The organism is Pseudomonas sp. A214 (genome assembly GCF_900156295.1).
GTDB classification, from domain to species: Bacteria; Pseudomonadota; Gammaproteobacteria; order Pseudomonadales; family Pseudomonadaceae; genus Aquipseudomonas; species Aquipseudomonas rhizophila.
The window spans coordinates 2,587,329-2,604,520 of the sequence record NZ_LT707062.1 but is presented as its reverse complement, the minus strand read 5'-3'; the positions used below and the strand labels follow the sequence as shown (position 1 = coordinate 2,604,520).

Sequence of the window (17,192 nt, the reverse complement as noted above, 5' to 3'; positions counted from 1 at the left end):
ATGAAAACGGCACTGCAGCACAGCAAAACCGGTAAAACCCATCGCCGCCTGCTCGGCTCATCCATCCTCGCTCTCAGTCTGTTCGGCGCGCTCGGGGTAGCCCACGGGCAATCCACCAGCGCCGCGCAGCCAACCGCGAACAAGTCCGGCATCACGCATACAACGCCCTCCCCGTTCGGTGCGCTGAAGCATATCAAGGCCGGTCTGCTGAACGTGGCGTACGCCGAAACCGGCCCCGCCGATGGGCCGGTGGTGATTCTGCTGCACGGCTGGCCGTACGACATTCATAGCTATGACGAAGTCGCGCCCTTGCTCGCAGCAAAGGGATACCGCGTGCTGATGCCCTATGCCCGGGGCTACGGCGATACGCATTTCCTGTCCGAAAAAACGCTTCGCAACGGTCAACCAGCCGCGTTGGCCAGTGACGTGATCGACTTCATGGATGCACTGAAAATCAAGCAAGCCGTGCTCGGTGGCTACGATTGGGGCGCACGTTCGGCGGACATCGTCGCGGCCCTGTGGCCGGAGCGCGTCAAGGCGCTGGTCGCGGTCAGCGGCTATCTGATCGGCAACCAGGCCGCCGGTCAGAACCCGCTGCCACCCAAGGCCGAGTTGCAATGGTGGTATCAGTTTTATTTCGCCACCGACCGTGGCCGCGCCGGGTACGAGAAAAATACCCACGACTTCGCCAAGTTGATCTGGCAACTGGCGTCGCCCAAATGGGCATTCGATGACGCCACCTTCGACCGCAGCGCCAAGGCGCTGGAAAACCCCGACCACGTCGAGATCACCGTATTCAACTACCGTTGGCGTCTCGGTTTGGTCCAGGGCGAGACCCGATACGACGCGCTGGAACAGAAACTGGCGACGGCGCCCTCCATCAGCGTGCCGACCATCACCCTTGAAGGCGATGCCAACGGCGCGCCGCACCCAGCTCCCGAGGATTACGCCAAGCGCTTCACCGGCAAGTACGAGTTCCGGTTGATCAGCGGCGGCATCGGCCACAACTTGCCGCAGGAAGATCCGCAAGCGTTTGCCAAGGCTGTGATTGATGCGGATCATCTTTGATAGCCAGCCCCTTGCCTTGATAACACCGGCATAAAAAAACGGCTCGTTTATTCAACGAGCCGTCTTTTTGCGGGCTATTACCGAACAGGATCAACCCGACGCATAAGGTCATTCAACACGTAGGTGTCCAGAAAGGCTGTTACCTCTGTGATCTGGCCATCCTTGAGTGTCATGTGCCACAGGTAAGTGTTGTTGTAGGGCTTGCGGTCAAGGGCCATGGCCTCTCCCTTCCAGAGAACCACCACGACATCGCCCTCAGCCACAATGCTTTGCACGGTAGGGGAAATGGGCGTTGCCAGCCGAGCGGTGATCGGTCGTACGGCTCGTTCGATTAAATCCGTCTTGCTGTTATACACACCAGAAACCGGACTTGATCCAGATACGGTCCACGTTGCGTCGGGCGCCAGCAGATCGAAAACCGTGCCTTGGCCTTGTTGCCAGTTGGTAAATGCTTGGCGCACCAGGTCGGTATTGATGTTTTGGTCAGCGGCTTGCGACGCTGAAACCGTGTTCGTTGAAAGCACCAAACACAGCGCGACAGCCTGAAGGCGCACAGCCAAACTCATCCATGGGGTCATGATCTTTCTCTCACAACAATACGTTGATAGGAACCTCTTCAAGAGGAACCTTAACGGCATGGGCTCGGAAGCTTTTGCTCGATACTGCTGTGAGATTGCCCGATGCTGTTTGGTGGAACGGCGTGGGCACCTGAGCCTGGCTCCTATGCGGGGTTGCCGCCAGCACGCGGGGAGTCGCCCGCCGGTCCCATATCGTTCCCATATCACCCTTTTCCAGACACCAAAAACCACAAACCCCCGACTTTCTCTAGGAAAATCAGGGGTTTGTGTTTGCAGAATGTGGCGGTGAAGGAGAGATTCGAACTCTCGATACAGTTTCCTGTATACACACTTTCCAGGCGTGCTCCTTAAGCCACTCGGACACTTCACCGTGTCTCGGCAAACTGTTCAGTCTGTCGAGGCGCGCTAATGTAGTCGAAAGCTTTTCCGATGGCAAAGGTTTTTTTCAGAATTTTCATGCGGTTAAGGTGGTCGGGCATTTCAAACGCGTCCGGGCATGGCAAACCGGCCAATCTTCGGGTTTGTGTGTGCAGTGTTCCATGGAGCAAGGCGCGGGCGATGGGGCGGTCAGGCGGTTTGTCGGGGCTGGGGGCTGACCGGTGAGTCAGTCACAGCGCTTTACCTGGCCTGCGGCGGTGGGTAACGTCTGCGTCACTTCTCTTACAAGGAATAGCGCCATGAGCGACCTGATTGCCTACCATCTCGAAGACGGTATCGCGACCCTGACCTTGAACAACGGCAAGGTCAATGCCATCTCGCCGGATGTGATTGCCGCGTTCAACACTGCGCTGGATCAGGCTGTGACGGATCGGGCGGTGGTGATCATTACCGGGCAACCGGGGATTCTGTCCGGTGGTTATGATTTGAAGGTGATGACCGCCGGTCCCAAGGAAGCGGTGAGTCTGGTCACGGCCGGCTCGACCCTGGCCCGTCGCCTGTTGTCGCACCCCTTCCCCGTCGTTGTCGCGTGCCCAGGGCATGCGGTGGCCAAGGGAGCGTTCCTGCTGCTGTCGGCGGATTATCGCATCGGTGTCGATGGACCGTTCAGCATTGGCCTGAACGAAGTGCAGATCGGCATGACCATGCACCACGCCGGTATCGAGCTGGCCCGCGATCGCCTGCGCAAATCCGCGTTTCATCGCTCGGTGATCAATGGCGAGATGTTCAACCCGCAGAGCGCGGTGGACGCCGGCTTCCTCGACAAGGTGGTGTCGACCGATGAGCTGCAGGGTGCGGCGCTGGAGGCCGCGCGTCAGTTGAAGAAAATCAACATGACCGCCCACAAGAACACCAAGCTGAAAGTGCGCAAGGCCCTGCTGGAGACGCTGGACAGTGCAATCCTGCTGGATCAGGAGCACATGGGTTAACTTGCCTCAGCGCAAAACGAAAAGCCCGACCGCTGTGTCGGGCTTTTTCTTACATGCTCCGTTTAAAAACCGACAACCGCTCTAGCCTGCTTCTGACACGCTAATCGGAAACATGCGCTCAAACATCGCCCATCTCCTACCTCTATAGCGGCAATTGCCGAAAACAGTGCACATCCGTACACTGCGCCACCTTTTGTCCCGACGGGGCCTGTAGATGCTGTTTTTATTGCGTATGTTGTTGATGGGTGTGCATTTTGTGCTGGCGGGTGTGCTCGGGGTGATCCTGGGGTTGTGTCGGCCGTTCAATCCAGACAACAGCCGTTTATGCGCCAGGTTGTATGCGTGGCCCGCCATGTGCATTTTGCGTCTGCGGGTGAAAGCCGAGGTCGACACGCTGGTAAACAAGTCCCAGAGCTGCGTGATCATTGCCAACCACCAGTCCAACTATGACCTGTTCGTGTTCGGTAACGTGGTGCCCTACCGCACCGTGTGCATCGGTAAGAAGAGCCTGAAGTGGGTGCCGTTGTTCGGGCAATTGTTCTGGCTGGCGGGCAATGTGCTGATTGACCGGGGTAACGCGATCAAGGCGCGCCAGTCGATGTTGACCACCACTCACACGTTGCAGCATGAGGACACATCGATCTGGGTATTCCCGGAAGGCACGCGCAATCTTGGCGAGGATCTGCTGCCCTTCAAGAAAGGCGCGTTCCAGATGGCGATCGCCGCCGGGGTACCGATTGTTCCGGTGTGCGTCAGCAGCTACATCAAGCACATGCGCCTCAATCGCTGGCGAGGCGGCGACATCCTCATACGCTCGCTACCGGCCATTCCCACGGCGGGGTTGAGCCTGGATGACATGCCCCAGCTCATCGCCCAGTGCCGTGAGCAAATGCGCGAGTGCATCGCGGTAATGGACCGGCAGGTGCAGGCTGTTTAACGAGCCTGTTAAACAATAGCCAGCCGGGCACATAACCCTGTGGCGAGGGGGTTTATCCCCTCACCACAAAAACCCGCACGATTCTGATTCCACCTGTAGGGCATTTGACTCTACCGGCGAACTCGGTGGATTTTGCTGACTCTCAAGCAGCAGGGCACACTAAGCTACAGATTGCCTGCCACTGCCATTTTCCAAGAAGAAGTGAACCACCATCATGGGTAGAGTCGTTGCTGCTGCGGTTTACAGCGCCGGTAAGAAAGTCACCAACATCACCCTCGACGAAGGCAGCGCCTGGGCAGCCAAACCGGGCCACTTTGTATGGATCGGCCTGGAAGAGCCCAGTGCCCAGGAACTGACCAACCTGCAACGTCAATTCAACCTGCATGAATTGGCGATTGAAGACGCGATGGAGAAGCACAGTCGCCCCAAGTTGGAGACCTTTGGCGATGCACTGTTTATCGTCACGTATTCGCCGGTGCGCAAGGACGGCAAGCTACAGTTCATCGAGACTCATATCTTCGCCGGCAACGGCTACATCATCACCGCCCGCAATGGCCACTCGGCGTCCTACGCCCACGTGCGACAACGCTGTGAGGCGCGGCCTATTCTGCTGGAGCACGGGGAAGATTTCGTTCTCTATGCCATCCTGGATTTCGTCATTGAAAATTACCAGCCGGTGGGTGAAGCCATTCACGCCGAGATCGATGAACTGGAGCGCAACGTACTGTGCAGCTCCCTGAACGAGCGGGATATTCAGAACTTGCACAGCTTGCGCCGTGACGTATTACGCCTGCGCCGTTATGCAGCACCGATGGTGGAAATCAGCGAAGAACTGCAAAGACTGGACTTTCCCTTCATCGACAAAAACATGAGCCCGTACTTCCGCGATGTGCAGATTCACGTCACGCGGCAGATGGAAGACCTGGCGACTCTGGCGGACATCGCCAGCCAGACCATTGAAGTCGGCGTGCTGCTCGAAGCGTCGCGCCAGAGCGTGGTGCAGCGCAAGTTCGCGGCGTGGGCGGCGATCCTGGCGTTCCCCACGGCGGTAGCCGGAATCTATGGGATGAACTTCGAGAACATGCCGGAGTTGACCTGGCACTACGGGTACTTTCTGGTGCTGGGGTTTATCGCGGTGGGCTGTACCGCGTTGTGGGGGAGCTTCAAGCGCTCGGGGTGGTTGTAAGCGCGCTTGTAGGCAGTTGAGGCTGGCGTGACATTCATCGCGAGCAGGCTCGCTCCCACACTTGATTACCTGTCTATCAAGTGTGGGGGCGATGGTGTTTTAGTCTTGGGCCGCTGCGGTTTCAGGCTTGTGCGCGACGAAACGCATCATCCATTCAGCCACCGTGGTGCCGTGATGCGCCTGTTCAAGACTGGCCATGCCTTGGCGGTAGATCTGCTCGCCAAGGTGTTGCTGGCGGATCTCCAGCAGCGCCCGGGAATAATCGTGGATGAATTCCGGGTGGCCCTGGAAGCACAGCACCTGATCGTTGATGTGGTAGGCGGCGAACGGGCAAAAATCGCTGGACGCGATCACCGTGGCGTTTTCCGGCAGCTCGGTGACCTGGTCCTGGTGACTGATCAGCAGGGTCAGCTCTTCCATCACCGGGCTCATCCATGGCGCCTTGGCCGCGAGCTTGTAGCGGTGGGTGCCCACGCCCCAGCCTTGAGTGGCGCGCTCGGCCTTGCCGCCCAGCAACAGCGCCAGCAGTTGATGACCGAAGCACACGCCCAGCAACTTGTCGCCTCGCTGGTAGCGATCCAGCAAGAAGGTCTTGAGGGTTTGAATCCAGGGGTCGGTGCCGAAGGAGTCGGCTTTGCTGCCGGTTACCAGGTAAGCGTCGAAAGACTCATCATCGTTGGGGTATTGCCCCTGCATCACGTTGTACACAATGAACTCAGCCGCGACGGGCTGTTGTGAAAACAGGCGCTGGAACATTTGCCCGTAACCCTGATATTGGTCGATCAGTTCCGGACGCAGGGTATCGGTTTCCAAAATGCAGATGCGCAGCGACATAAAAAATACCTGACACGATGATGGGAATATTGCACACCCCCTGAGCGTGCCTTGAAATACCGTCCCAAGGCAAGCCCCTTCCCCTGTCAGTCAGAACAGTTCTTGCCTGGCGGCTTTCTCCAGCAACAAGGCCGGTGGTGAAAATCGCTCGCCATACTGCTCGGCCAGATATTGAGCGCGGGCGACAAAATCCCGCAGGCCGTACTGGTTGATGAACTGCAACGCACCGCCGGTCCAGGCGGCGAAACCGATACCGAAAATCGAGCCGACGTTGGCGTCCGCCGTGGAGGTGAGCACGCCCTCCTCTACGCAGCGCACGGTTTCCAGAGCCTGGATGAACAGCAGGCGATCGCGGATGTCCTGTGGCGAGATCTGCCCGTCGGCTTTCTCGAAACGATGCTTGAGCTCCGGCCACAGGTGTTTCTGCCCGTCGGCCGGATACTCGTAGAAACCGGCCCCGGCGGCTTTGCCTGGCCGCTTGTATTCGTTGAGCAGCAGGTCAATCACGGCGAACGCCGGGTGCTCGATCGGTGTTTTCCCTTCCGCTTGCAGGTCTTTGGCGGTTTGCGCGCGGATATGGCTCATCAGGCTGAGGGAAACTTCGTCAGAGATCGCCAGAGGCCCCACCGGCATCCCGGCCTTGCGCGCCTCAGTCTCGATCATTGGCGCGCTCACGCCCTCACCCAGCATGGCGATGCCTTCGTTGGTAAAGGTGCCGAATACCCGGGAGGTGAAGAAACCACGACTGTCGTTGACCACGATCGGCGTCTTGTTGATTTGCAGAACGAAATCGAAAGCTCGTGCCAGGGTCTCGTCGCTGGTGCGGGCGCCCCTGATGATTTCCACCAGAGGCATTTTCTCCACCGGGCTGAAGAAATGCAGGCCGACGAACTTCGTCTGATCCGGTACAGCCGTCGCCAGGCCGGTGATGGGCAGGGTCGAGGTGTTGGAGGCGAGCACCGCGTCCGCCCCAACAACCGCTTGGGCAGCGGCTGTGACGCTGGCTTTCAGGGCGCGATCCTCAAACACCGCCTCAATGACCAGATCGCAACCGGCAAGGTCCGCGTCGCTGTCAGTGGTTTGAATCCGCGCCAGCGTGGCTTCGCGCTGCTCGACGGTAAGCTGCCCGCGGGCGATCTTCTTATCCAGCAGCGCCGCCGTGCGGGCCTTGCCTTTCTCGGCGGCGGCAAGGCTGACGTCCTTGAGCACCACCGCAATCCCGGCCATGGCGCTGACGTAGGCGATACCTGCCCCCATCATGCCGGCACCGAGTACTCCGACTTGTTGGGTCAGATAAGGTGCAAAGCCCTGCGGGCGCGAACCGCCGGCCTTGATTTCGTTGAGCTGGAACCAGAAAGTGCCGATCAGGTTCTTGGCCACCTGGCCAGTGGTCAGCTCAGTGAAGTAGCGGGTTTCGATCACGTGGGCGGTGTCGAAATCCACCTGGGCACCTTCCACTGCCGCGCAGAGAATTTTCTCCGGCGCGGGCAGGCAACCCTGGGTTTTGTTGCGCAGGATGGAAGGTGCTATCGCCAGCATTTGCGCGACTTTCGGGTGAGACGGCGTGCCACCCGGGATCTGATAGCCTTTCGCATCCCAAGGTTGGACCACGCTGGGGTTGGCGAGAATCCAGGCCCTGGACTTGCTCAGCAGGTCCTCGCGATCCACCGCCAGCTCATCGATCAGACCGGCCTGCAGTGCCTGTTGCGGGCGCACCTTCTTGCCCTCGAGCAAATACGGCAAGGCTTTCTCCAAGCCAAGCAACCGCACCATCCGCACCACCCCGCCGCCACCTGGCAACAGGCCCAGGGTGACTTCCGGCAAGCCAATCTGCACCGACGGGTGATCCAGCGCCACACGATGATGGCAAGCCAGGCAGATTTCCCAGCCGCCGCCCAGGGCCGCGCCATTGATGGCCGCCACCACCGGTTTTCCCAGGGTTTCCAGGGCACGCAGTTGCGCCTTGAGCCCGAGCACCATTTCATAGAATGCCTTGGCTTGGGGTTTACCGACCTTGACCAGTTCGTTGAGGTCGCCGCCAGCGAAGAAGGTCTTCTTGGCCGAGGTAATGATCACCCCGGCAATCGAGTCTTTTTCGGCGGTCAACCGAGCGACGCAGGCAGCCATGGCCTCGCGGTACGTCGCATTTATGGTGTTGGCGCTCTGGCCTGGCATGTCCAGGGTCAGGACGACGATCCGGTCCTGGCCGGTTTCGTAACGGATGGCATCGCTCATGAAAAGTATTCCTTGAAGTCGGGGCTCAGAGACGTTCGATAACGGTGGCAATGCCCATGCCGCCGCCGACACACAGCGTCGCCAGGCCATAGCGCAGGTGACGCGCCTCTAACTCATCGAGCAAGGTGCCGAGAATTGCGCAGCCTGTAGCCCCCAAGGGATGCCCCATGGCGATGGAGCCGCCGTTGACGTTGACCTTGGCGGGGTCGATGGCCATGTCCTTGATGAACTTGAGCACCACTGAGGCGAACGCTTCGTTGACTTCGAACAGGTCGATGTCCTCCACCCGCAGCCCAGCCTTGACCAGAGCCTTGCGGGTAGCCGGCGCCGGGCCGGTGAGCATGATGGTCGGATCGGTGCTGGTGACAGCCGTGGCGACGATCCGCGCCCGCGGTTGCAGCCCCAGCGCCTGCCCCTTGGCTTCGGAACCGATCAGCATCAGCGCCGCCCCATCGACGATGCCGGAACTGTTGCCCGGCGTGTGGACATGATTGATCCGTTCCACATGGCTGTAGACCCGCAGCGCCGTAGCGTCGAAGCCCATCTGGCCCATGGCTTCGAAACTCGGCTTGAGCTTGCCCAGGCCCTCCAGAGTCGAGTCCGCACGGATGAATTCGTCGTGATCCAGCAGCACGATGCCATTCTGGTCCCGCACCGCCACCAGGGATTTGTTGAACGAACCGTCGGCCCGGGCCCGGGCCGCCTTTTGCTGGGAGTGCAGCGCGAAAGCATCGACGTCCTCGCGGCTGAAGCCCTCCAGGGTTGCGATCAGGTCAGCACCGATGCCCTGAGGTGTGAAGTGGCCCTGCAGATTGGATTGAGGATCCAGCGCCCAAGCGCCGCCGTCGCTGCCCATGGGCACGCGAGACATGGATTCGACACCTCCGGCCACCACCAGATCCTCGAACCCGGAGCGCACTTTCATCGCCGCCAGGTTTACCGCTTCCAGGCCCGAGGCGCAGAACCGGTTGAGCTGCACGCCTGCCACGCTGACATCCCAATCGGCGATCAGCGCGGCGGTCTTGGCGATGTCGGCGCCCTGATCACCTATCGGCGTCACGCAACCGAGCACGATATCGTCAACCTGACTGGTGTCCAGGCCCATGCGCTGCTGCAGGGCGGCGAGCAGGCCGCCCACCAGGTTCACCGGCTTGACGCTGTGCAAAGCGCCATCGGCCTTGCCCTTGCCACGGGGGGTGCGTAATGCGTCAAAAATCAAAGCTTCGGTCATGACATCCTCAAACCACTGGGACAATGCAATGGCTCCAACCATAAGCCCAGCGGCCCGAGATTCAATGACCGCAGTGCTCAACCACGTTGACGGCCACGCTCAGACGAACGGTAGCATGCTATCGGGTTAACCGATTCAGGTGAGCAAAGTGTCTAGCAAAAGGGCCTTCACGAAGGTGGCACTAGGCCTCATATCACTTTAAGAGCGGACGGCAGCAAACTAATACGAATTGGATCTAAGCCAAGGCGGCTGCGGCCCCTAATGTAATCCTTGTACAAGATAGTCGTCGGGTTTTGCCGAGGCGCTTGTCAGACAGGAAGTGCAACGCCAGCCGTCAGGAGATATGCAGGCTGGCCTCAGGAAATAACAAAAAAGGCGGGTCAGCCATGTTCAAACATTCGAAAGTTCGCCAAGCCGGACTCATTCTCTTCGCCACGACGCTGCTGTTGATTGTGCCGAATATCACCAAGGTGATCGGCTGAATCCGGCGCGCGGGTGCCTGTACCATCGGCAAGCGGTAGCGCTTGTATCATCAAAAAATGTGACGAGTTCGTTGTTCGAGTCGCGGTGGCTGTGCCAACCTTTGCGGCACTCCCTCGACATGGAAGACGACCCTCGTGAAAGTTCTCATTGTGTTCGGCGCGCTGCTGCTCAGCACGCCCTTGTTTGCCGCGCAGCTGGTGCTGGAGCTGGGCACGACTGCCCGCACCTGGCAGACCGAAGAACTGCTCCAGCATCCTGAAGCCCGAACGATCCAGATCGCTGAAGACGTTTCCTACAAAAAGCCGATGAATTATCGCGCCGTGCCGCTGACAGCGCTGTTGACTGGCGTCGAGCCCGACGACCATCTCCAGGCCGTGGCGCTGGACGGATTTGCCGCCGAATTGCCCGCGGCACCGTTACTCAACACAAACGGCGCGCGAGCCTGGCTGGCGATCGAAGACCCGGCCCACCCCTGGCCTCCACTGGGTGAAGGCAAGGGCAGCGCCGGGCCCTTCTATCTGGTCTGGACCAACCCCCAGGCAGGCCACATCAGCCCCGAACAATGGCCTTACGCGGTGGCGACGATCAAGCGCCTGTCAGCGGTAGCCGAGCGCTTCCCTGCCCTGCTGCCAGCGCCCACGGTGACTCAGGCTGACCCGGTCTATAAGGGCTTTGAACTGTTCCAGAAAAACTGCCTGGCTTGCCATCGGCTCAACGGCGCAGGCGACGCGCAGTTTGGCCCGGACCTGAACATCCCCTTCAATCCTACCGAGTACTTTTCCGGGGATTTCCTCAAGCGCTATATCCGCGACCCACAAAGCCTGCGTCGCTGGCCCCAAGGGAAGATGCCGGGGTTCTCGGCCACGGTGCTGCCGGATGCGGAGCTGGATCTGCTGGTGGGGTATCTCAAGCACATGGCGGGGCGTAAACAGCCGTTGGCCCCATGAAGTCGGTTTTGTGCCTGAAGTAATCTGGTGGGAGCACACCTATGAAAACGGCCGACACATGGGTCAGCCGTTGCTCGGGTTGCGTGAATGAACGGTCAGGCGTGCAGGCGCCGTATTTCCTGTTTGACACCCCAACCCTCGATGATGCCACCCAAAGGCTCCACCACCGCCTCGAAGTTTTGTTCGAAGTCTCCAATGTCATCGTAGGTGGCGTACATCACCCGGCTCAACTCCAATGACCAGGCGCCGTCATCCCGTGCGCTGATCTGTGCATTCAATGACTCACCCCGAAATTGACCTGCCGCCCTGCGCGCCCGCTCCTCATCCGGGAAAATGGCGTAGAACTCGATGGGATGGAATTGTGAGAAATCGAAACCGCCTTCTTTCATGCGGCGAAGCACGCTGGTGCTGATGTCTTCTTGATAGGCTGTGCTCATGAAACGTCCTCCTCAAACCGATGGATAGACTTTCCGTCTTCCCGTGCTGGCAACCCTTGGGTTGCAGCGATACGGCATCAAATTACCGTCGGGACACAAGCATGTAGCTGACAAGACCGGACCTAAGCGATCCTTTCGCTGATCTCAATTGCAGAGTAGCTGCAAGTAGTGGTCACTGCCAAGCGGGGCCAGGCAGTGACTTCATGAAATCGGTGTAATGCTGATGATTTCGATACTGTGCTGGGATTTGAGATTCTTGACCGTAGGGTCTGCGGTGCGGCCCTCCAGGTCATTGAGATCAAGCTTGGCGGGTACGGGGAGCAGCTTTTGGCGAATCAACTGCGCAGCCTGCTCCATTGTGGGCTCCTGTTCATAGTCGAACCGCTCGGCGATGGCTTCGCCGTGATCATCAACGAAAGTGATTTCCCACTTTTGCATCGGTGTCTCCTCGATCAATTCAGGGCCTGGCTTACCTCTATCTCGACATTCAGGGCTGAACAATCGTTCCGCTCAGTCGTTGGACGGCTGCCATAAAAAAAACCGCCTCACGGGCGGTTTTTCATGCAGCGTCGGCGATTATTTCTCGGCACGTGCTTTCAAGGCTTTCAACGTATTGAACGGCGCATCCACCACGAACTTGTTGGCCAGCCAGGAAGGAACATCGCCACCTGGTTCGGTGTGGACCTGATAGATCACTTCGACCTGACCGGCGTCCTTTGGCGTGAATTTCCAGAAGCCTTCAACTTGAGTGACCCGCACAAAACCCTTTTTTTCAGGCCGGTAGGTTGGCACGCCCTTGAGGTTGCGGGTCAGGCTGCCATCGGCACCTTTGACGGTGGTCACTTGCAACACCGAGTCCCGCGGGGTAACCGGCCAGGGCGTGTTGAACTGGGTGTAGGTCCAGCTCTGGTCCCCTTCATGCTTGAGCAGCTCCTGGCTCTTGCATTCGTGAATCCAGGCACAGGCAGCCGAAACGTCTTCCTGAAGCGCTTGCAGCTTGGCCATGGTGGTTTTCATGACGGTCACGCCTTGGTAGGCCTTGTACTTGGAACCGGCCACTTCACTGAGGGAAACCTTGATGCCATCCTCTTCCTTGGCGACTTTCCAGTCTTCTGCCTGGGCGGTAGCCGTTGCCAGCAGCACGGTCAAACCACACAACACAGCCATACGATGCAGCGAACCCATAGTTTTTTCCTTGTTATCGAAGTTCCGAACTGGCCCATTACGCTGCCGTGATTTGCTCCCACCAACCGATCAGCCGGATGGCGTCTTCAGAGCTGTTGCCGCAGACCTCGATGTCGGCCTCGAACGCCGAGCACACCCTCGGTCGCTCCGGCTGGCCGAATATCTGGCACAGGTTATCGACTGACAGCTGCACACAACGTTCGCCCGCCGGCTTGCCGTCGGGCATGCCAGGAATCGGCGAACTGATGGAAGGGGCGATGCAGCAGGCGCCACAGCCTTCGCGGCATTTCATGACGACAACATCCTCACGACAAGTAATGATTGGTAACAGAACACAGAGTAACGGCTAAAACACTCGTTTTAAATTACCGTCCGTGTGTTTTTTCTTGTACGCCAGGATGACCCTACAGTCAGCGACGAGAGGAAGGATTACTGCTTGAATTCGAAATCCAGCGCCGCGCCTTCGACTTCATTGCGCTCTTGATTGCGCAACGGCAGCTGCATTTCATTGCTCAACAAACGGCCATTGAGTTGGAACGGGCCCGGCTTTTCCCCAAACATGGAGGGCAGCAAAGGCTCATGCTTGGGTAACGGCACCGCACCCGGAGGCTGCAGATCCTCGACCATGTCTTGAGGCAGGCTCAAATCCAGCTTGGCCGGCGGTAACCGGGTTTTGGCGACCTCGCGGGCAGATTGACTCTTGGAGGCGACAGGGGCCCGTTTTTTCTTCGCTACCGCAGCTTTTTTAGCCGGCGCTTTTTTAACAACTGCCGGTTTTTTCTTCGAGGCGCTTTTAGTCGCACTGGCGGCCGGTTTCTCCTGCGCCGACGCAGCCACGACACCTTCCGAATGGAAGGCAGTCAACAGGCCGATCAAAACCCAGGCGGCAGGAGCAATGGCTTTCATAGACACTACGGCACTTACGGCAGAGATCCCCATGCTCGCCTGTTACTCAGCCGCTGACAAGCACATCAGGCAGGAGCCGCCAGTTTCTATCAAAAACCGCTGGCGGTCTCCTGGCACAGTTGGGTGGCCAGCAGGCCTAGCGTCATCAAGGCCCGTTCAGCTTCGCGGTTCCAAGGCGTACCGCAATTGAGGCGGATGCAATGGTTGAACTGTTCGGTGTTACTGAAAATCAGCCCTGGTGCAATGCTGATACCTTGCTGCAACGCCCGTACATGCAACTCCTGGGTGTTGACCCGCCCCGGCAGACTGACCCACAGAATGAAGCCTCCATTAGGCCGGCTCATTTGCGTACCTTCGGGAAAGTATTGCTGCACTGCCAACTGAAAGGCACTGAGGTTTTTGCGGTACTCCTGGCGGATATAACGCAAGTGCCGATCATAGCCGCCATTTTCCAGGTACGCCGCGATGCCCATCTGCGTGACGCTGCATGCCGAATGCGTGCTGAAGGTCTGGAGCCGTTGGATTTCCTGCTGGAATTTACCGGCAATCATCCAACCAATGCGCACGCCCGGTGACAACGTCTTGGAAAAACTCGAACAGTAAATGACTCGGTCCAACCGGTCATAGGCCTTGAGCGCCTTGGTGCGTCCCTGCTCGAACATCAACTCGCCATAAATATCGTCTTCAACGATCTGGATGTCGAAATCCGAGGCCAGGCGCAACAGTTGCTTTTGCCGCTCCTCGGGCATCGTCCCACCGAGGGGATTGCTCAAGCGCGTGGTCAGCACCAGCGCCTTGATCGACCACTGATTGGCCGCCAGTTGCAGGGCTTCCAGGCTCATGCCGGTGACCGGGTCGCTGGGGATCTCGATGACCTTGAGGCCCAGCAGATCCGCCAGTTGCAGCAAGCCGTAGTAGGTCGGCGACTCGGCGGCGATCAGGTCTCCTGGCCGGGTCAGCACCCGCAAGGACATTTGCAGCGCATCCACGCAACCGTGAGTGATCACCACCTCGGAGGGATCCACCACGACCCCGGCATCGCGCATGCGAATCGCCACTTGGCGGCGCAAGGGTTCGAAGCCCGGGCTGAACATGTAGCTGAACGCCCGCGGGCTGTGGAAGCGCGTGACCTTGGCCAGTTGCTGGTGCAGCGCTCGTACAGGCAGGTAGTCGACGCTCGGCACCGCCGCGCCCAGGGGAAATACCCCTTCGCGGCGCGACTCAACCAACACCTGCTGGATGATGCTGCTGCGCGTGACCAGCCCCGGACGCTCGACCCGCGCGATGTCCGGCGTCGGCGCCGTCAGGGCCGGGGTTTGATGCACGTAGTAACCGGACTGCGGCCGCGCACGGATCAGCCCCTGATCTTCAAGGTTGGCGTAGGCCTGCAGCACCGTCGCATGGCTGACGTTGAGCTGCGAGCTCATCTTGCGCACCGAAGGCACACGTTCGCCGGGCTGATACACACCGCGCCGGATGTCTTCAGCCAGTTGTTGGGCAATACGTTGATAGAGCAAGAGGTTGGTCATGACGCAGCACTCGATTTCACGGGCATTTTATTTTTGTGAGAGATAGTACCGGAACAGTTTAGAAGTGTACTGGGACAGTTGCCAGATTACCCGACCCTAGAGGGCAGTGACAGCCCCCAACTGTACTCATGAATCACTGAGTCGCAGGCCCAAAAAAACCCGGCGCCTCTGAAGGGGCCGGGTTTTCCAGCAACGCAGCCCTTAGCGGGCGGCGCCGAGCTGGCCTTTCTCGTCGGAGAACACAATTTCAACCCGACGGTTCTGTGCCCGACCACGCTCGGAAGCGTTGACGTCGACCGGGAACTCATCACCGTAGCCTTCGACCTGAATGCGCTTTTCGTCGATCCCCAGGTCCACCAGCACGTCCGCCACCGCCTGGGCCCGGTTACGGGACAGCTTGAGGTTTTCCTGCTTGCCGCCGGTGCTGTCGGTGTAACCTTCGATACGCACCACACGCTTGGGGTTGAGCTGCAAGAATTGCACGATCTTGAGCACCACCCGGTTTGCCGAGTTCTTCAACTGCGCCTGGCCGGTGTCGAACAGCACGTCACCGAGCGTCATCACCAGGCCGCGATCGGTCTGGGTGGTGGCCATTGCCATGATCTGCTCTTCCAGCCACTTGCCCTGTTGCTGGACACTCAGCAACTTGGACTCGCGCAGGGCCAATTGCAGGCGCTGGCGCTCCAGCTCGAGCTTCGCCGCGCGCTCTTCATTGAGCACCTGATTGCTGTGCTCACGGGCAATCTCACTGTAGCGCTGGCTCAGGTAGGCGTAATGCAGCACATCTTCGCTGCTGCCCCAGTAGCTGGACAAGCGATCGGCCCGGGCCAGGGATTCGCCGGCGCGGATGACGTCCTTGGGCGCGGCTCGCAATACGTTGGAGTCTTCCTTGACCTTCTGGAAGTCGGCACCTGCCTTTTCCAGCGCCACTTCGCTGCGCTGACCCGCGCAACCGTACAAGCTGGCCAGGCCCGCGAGAATCAGGCCGCCAAATACTTGGGACTGCTTCATTGGGCATCATCTCTCAACTGTTTGCGCAAGCGCTCGATGCGGGTGTTAAGCACGTTCAGGTGTTCCTCGCCCTTGAGGGTCAGCACCTTCGCTTCGGCCAGGCGTGCATCCAGTTCGGCTTGCTCAGCGCGCATGCGGGCCTTCTTGAACGACTCGTCGGCCATGTTGGACTGGGCGCGGGCGAACTTTTCTTCGGCGAGTTTCAACTCGGGCACTTCTTCGGAGGTGGCGCCCACGGCGCGGGCTTGCTCCAGCGCCTGTTCAGTCAGGCGAATCTGTTCATTCGGCGCCGGATCGGCTGCGCAACCCGCCAGAGCCAGTACGGCCAGGGCAGCGAAAAGAGGTCGAATAGTCACTAATGTTCCCTACTGTTTTGGGGCACCAACAGGTGGCTGCAACTGTGTTTTCCAACGCTCGATATTGCGCTGCAACACAGCCTCCGTCAGGCCGGACGCGGCCAATTCTGTCATCTTTTGCGCCAGCTGTCCGCGCAACCATGGGTCATTGCAGGCGGAGTTATGGGAAACCGCGAGGAACAGCCCCGGGGTATCCACTGGTTGCGGCGCGGCCTGCAGGTCATTGGCCATGCCCAATGTCTGGGCCATCGCCAGGCCCGAGTAACGCCCTGCCAGGACATACTCCACCTCCCCCAGCAGCAGTTTCTGAAAGGCTTCAGTCAGGTTGGGGGTACGGGTCAGGGACAATTGCTGCTCGGCAAATACGCCAAATGCCTGGGTCATTCGCGCCTTTTGCGACAATGCCCCGGGATGACCATGAAGGTCCTCGGGCTGAGCGATCACCAATGTCGAATCCTTGCGGGTCCACACCAGGTAATCGTTATTCAGCAAGGGCGGATGAACATAGTCCAGGGTTTCAAGCTCGCTGATGGTCAGCGCGGCGTCGACGAGCAGGTCCATGCGTCCGCTGCGCACTTCGTCCAGGGCCTGAGCACGCTTGCCGGCATAGAGCAATTCGATCTTGATCCCCAGCTCCGTCGCCACTTGCGCCAGCAGGTCGGCGCTGGCGCCGATCAGGTGTTTGGGATCCTGGGGGTCTTGCCACAGGTAGGGCGGCGCATCCGGGCTACCGGTGGCGATCAGACGTTCACACTTGCCGGCGGCGACAGACAGACCTGGCACGACGGCCAGCGCCCACAGCAACGACACGCCAGCCAAACGGCGAAGATCCATGGCGATATGCTCCCCTTGCAGTGACAACAACGTGCAGATAATAAAAAACCCGGCCAAAGGGCCGGGCT

18 protein-coding genes and 1 tRNA gene are annotated in these 17,192 nt (G+C 59.3%); 5 read left to right on the top strand and 14 right to left on the bottom strand.

The window, feature by feature from the left end:
* Entirely contained in the window at positions 1-1,068 is a 1,068-nt protein-coding gene (locus BW979_RS11830; protein WP_076383850.1) for an alpha/beta fold hydrolase, read from the top strand.
* A 77-nt stretch (positions 1,069-1,145) separates the two neighbouring features.
* On the opposite strand, the gene BW979_RS11825 is transcribed toward BW979_RS11830, so the two are convergent.
* Together BW979_RS11825 and BW979_RS11820 are read right to left on the bottom strand one after the other, a co-directional pair.
* Positions 1,146-1,646, bottom strand: a complete 501-nt coding sequence (locus BW979_RS11825) for a nuclear transport factor 2 family protein (RefSeq protein WP_230682628.1) — start codon at positions 1,644-1,646, stop codon at positions 1,146-1,148.
* 280 nt (positions 1,647-1,926) lie between these two features.
* Positions 1,927-2,016 (bottom strand) — tRNA-Ser (locus tag BW979_RS11820).
* A gap of 307 nt (positions 2,017-2,323) precedes the next feature.
* Between BW979_RS11820 and BW979_RS11815 the strand changes: the two genes are divergently transcribed.
* The 3 genes from BW979_RS11815 to BW979_RS11805 all read left to right on the top strand — a co-directional run bounded on the left by BW979_RS11815 (position 2,324) and on the right by BW979_RS11805 (position 5,136).
* Entirely contained in the window at positions 2,324-3,013 is a 690-nt protein-coding gene (locus BW979_RS11815; protein WP_047228241.1) for a crotonase/enoyl-CoA hydratase family protein, read from the top strand.
* A gap of 214 nt (positions 3,014-3,227) precedes the next feature.
* Positions 3,228-3,950, top strand: a complete 723-nt coding sequence (locus tag BW979_RS11810) for a lysophospholipid acyltransferase family protein (protein ID WP_076383849.1) — start codon at positions 3,228-3,230, stop codon at positions 3,948-3,950.
* A 214-nt stretch (positions 3,951-4,164) separates the two neighbouring features.
* Positions 4,165-5,136: a magnesium and cobalt transport protein CorA gene (locus tag BW979_RS11805; RefSeq protein WP_047228239.1), complete on the top strand. Its 972-nt coding sequence runs from the start codon at positions 4,165-4,167 to the stop codon at positions 5,134-5,136.
* 99 nt (positions 5,137-5,235) lie between these two features.
* Here the strand turns inward: BW979_RS11805 and BW979_RS11800 are convergent, their stop codons facing one another.
* From BW979_RS11800 to BW979_RS11790, 3 genes are all read right to left on the bottom strand, one after another.
* Positions 5,236-5,970 carry an amidotransferase gene (locus tag BW979_RS11800; RefSeq protein ID WP_047228238.1) on the bottom strand — a complete coding sequence of 245 codons (735 nt, stop codon included), beginning with the start codon at positions 5,968-5,970 and terminating at the stop codon, positions 5,236-5,238.
* 90 nt (positions 5,971-6,060) lie between these two features.
* Positions 6,061-8,205 carry a 3-hydroxyacyl-CoA dehydrogenase NAD-binding domain-containing protein gene (locus tag BW979_RS11795; protein WP_076383848.1) on the bottom strand — a complete coding sequence of 715 codons (2,145 nt, stop codon included), beginning with the start codon at positions 8,203-8,205 and terminating at the stop codon, positions 6,061-6,063.
* A gap of 25 nt (positions 8,206-8,230) precedes the next feature.
* Positions 8,231-9,436: an acetyl-CoA C-acetyltransferase gene (locus tag BW979_RS11790; protein WP_076383847.1), complete on the bottom strand. Its 1,206-nt coding sequence runs from the start codon at positions 9,434-9,436 to the stop codon at positions 8,231-8,233.
* A 617-nt stretch (positions 9,437-10,053) separates the two neighbouring features.
* Between BW979_RS11790 and BW979_RS11785 the strand changes: the two genes are divergently transcribed.
* Positions 10,054-10,866, top strand: coding sequence for a c-type cytochrome (locus tag BW979_RS11785; RefSeq protein ID WP_076383846.1), 813 nt, complete (start codon positions 10,054-10,056; stop codon positions 10,864-10,866).
* A gap of 95 nt (positions 10,867-10,961) precedes the next feature.
* Here BW979_RS11785 and BW979_RS11780 read toward each other — a convergent pair whose 3' ends face one another.
* From BW979_RS11780 to BW979_RS11740, 9 genes are all read right to left on the bottom strand, one after another.
* Complete coding sequence (locus tag BW979_RS11780) at positions 10,962-11,303, bottom strand: ribonuclease E inhibitor RraB (protein ID WP_047228234.1); 342 nt, start codon at positions 11,301-11,303, stop codon at positions 10,962-10,964.
* A gap of 201 nt (positions 11,304-11,504) precedes the next feature.
* The gene (locus tag BW979_RS11775; protein ID WP_047228233.1) at positions 11,505-11,741 is read right to left on the bottom strand and encodes a hypothetical protein; all 237 of its coding nucleotides are present in this window, start codon (positions 11,739-11,741) and stop codon (positions 11,505-11,507) included.
* 138 nt (positions 11,742-11,879) lie between these two features.
* Positions 11,880-12,488: an START domain-containing protein gene (locus tag BW979_RS11770; protein ID WP_047228232.1), complete on the bottom strand. Its 609-nt coding sequence runs from the start codon at positions 12,486-12,488 to the stop codon at positions 11,880-11,882.
* Positions 12,489-12,525: 37 nt separating this feature from the next.
* Complete coding sequence (locus BW979_RS11765) at positions 12,526-12,780, bottom strand: YkgJ family cysteine cluster protein (protein ID WP_047228231.1); 255 nt, start codon at positions 12,778-12,780, stop codon at positions 12,526-12,528.
* A 137-nt stretch (positions 12,781-12,917) separates the two neighbouring features.
* Positions 12,918-13,394 carry a translation initiation factor 2 gene (locus tag BW979_RS11760; protein WP_076383845.1) on the bottom strand — a complete coding sequence of 159 codons (477 nt, stop codon included), beginning with the start codon at positions 13,392-13,394 and terminating at the stop codon, positions 12,918-12,920.
* Between the two features lie 89 nt (positions 13,395-13,483).
* Positions 13,484-14,923, bottom strand: coding sequence for an aminotransferase-like domain-containing protein (locus BW979_RS11755; protein ID WP_047228229.1), 1,440 nt, complete (start codon positions 14,921-14,923; stop codon positions 13,484-13,486).
* Between the two features lie 201 nt (positions 14,924-15,124).
* Positions 15,125-15,934, bottom strand: coding sequence for an OmpA family protein (locus tag BW979_RS11750; protein ID WP_076383844.1), 810 nt, complete (start codon positions 15,932-15,934; stop codon positions 15,125-15,127).
* Positions 15,931-16,290 (bottom strand): DUF4398 domain-containing protein, encoded by a 360-nt coding sequence (locus tag BW979_RS11745; protein WP_047228227.1) that lies wholly within the window; start codon positions 16,288-16,290, stop codon positions 15,931-15,933. The genes BW979_RS11750 and BW979_RS11745 overlap by 4 nt, the downstream gene beginning before the upstream one ends.
* 9 nt (positions 16,291-16,299) lie before the next feature.
* Positions 16,300-17,124 carry a substrate-binding periplasmic protein gene (locus tag BW979_RS11740; RefSeq protein ID WP_076386580.1) on the bottom strand — a complete coding sequence of 275 codons (825 nt, stop codon included), beginning with the start codon at positions 17,122-17,124 and terminating at the stop codon, positions 16,300-16,302.
* Positions 17,125-17,192: the final 68 nt, after the last annotated feature.

Coding starts and splice junctions, on each gene's coding strand:
- BW979_RS11830 (WP_076383850.1), top strand. CDS start 1: ATGAAAACGGCACTGCAGCACAGCAAAACCGGTAAAACCCATCGCCGC.
- BW979_RS11825 (WP_230682628.1), bottom strand. CDS start 1,646: ATGACCCCATGGATGAGTTTGGCTGTGCGCCTTCAGGCTGTCGCGCTG.
- BW979_RS11815 (WP_047228241.1), top strand. CDS start 2,324: ATGAGCGACCTGATTGCCTACCATCTCGAAGACGGTATCGCGACCCTG.
- BW979_RS11810 (WP_076383849.1), top strand. CDS start 3,228: ATGCTGTTTTTATTGCGTATGTTGTTGATGGGTGTGCATTTTGTGCTG.
- BW979_RS11805 (WP_047228239.1), top strand. CDS start 4,165: ATGGGTAGAGTCGTTGCTGCTGCGGTTTACAGCGCCGGTAAGAAAGTC.
- BW979_RS11800 (WP_047228238.1), bottom strand. CDS start 5,970: ATGTCGCTGCGCATCTGCATTTTGGAAACCGATACCCTGCGTCCGGAA.
- BW979_RS11795 (WP_076383848.1), bottom strand. CDS start 8,205: ATGAGCGATGCCATCCGTTACGAAACCGGCCAGGACCGGATCGTCGTC.
- BW979_RS11790 (WP_076383847.1), bottom strand. CDS start 9,436: ATGACCGAAGCTTTGATTTTTGACGCATTACGCACCCCCCGTGGCAAG.
- BW979_RS11780 (WP_047228234.1), bottom strand. CDS start 11,303: ATGAGCACAGCCTATCAAGAAGACATCAGCACCAGCGTGCTTCGCCGC.
- BW979_RS11775 (WP_047228233.1), bottom strand. CDS start 11,741: ATGCAAAAGTGGGAAATCACTTTCGTTGATGATCACGGCGAAGCCATC.
- BW979_RS11770 (WP_047228232.1), bottom strand. CDS start 12,488: ATGGGTTCGCTGCATCGTATGGCTGTGTTGTGTGGTTTGACCGTGCTG.
- BW979_RS11765 (WP_047228231.1), bottom strand. CDS start 12,780: ATGAAATGCCGCGAAGGCTGTGGCGCCTGCTGCATCGCCCCTTCCATC.
- BW979_RS11760 (WP_076383845.1), bottom strand. CDS start 13,394: ATGAAAGCCATTGCTCCTGCCGCCTGGGTTTTGATCGGCCTGTTGACT.
- BW979_RS11755 (WP_047228229.1), bottom strand. CDS start 14,923: ATGACCAACCTCTTGCTCTATCAACGTATTGCCCAACAACTGGCTGAA.
- BW979_RS11750 (WP_076383844.1), bottom strand. CDS start 15,934: ATGAAGCAGTCCCAAGTATTTGGCGGCCTGATTCTCGCGGGCCTGGCC.
- BW979_RS11740 (WP_076386580.1), bottom strand. CDS start 17,124: ATGGATCTTCGCCGTTTGGCTGGCGTGTCGTTGCTGTGGGCGCTGGCC.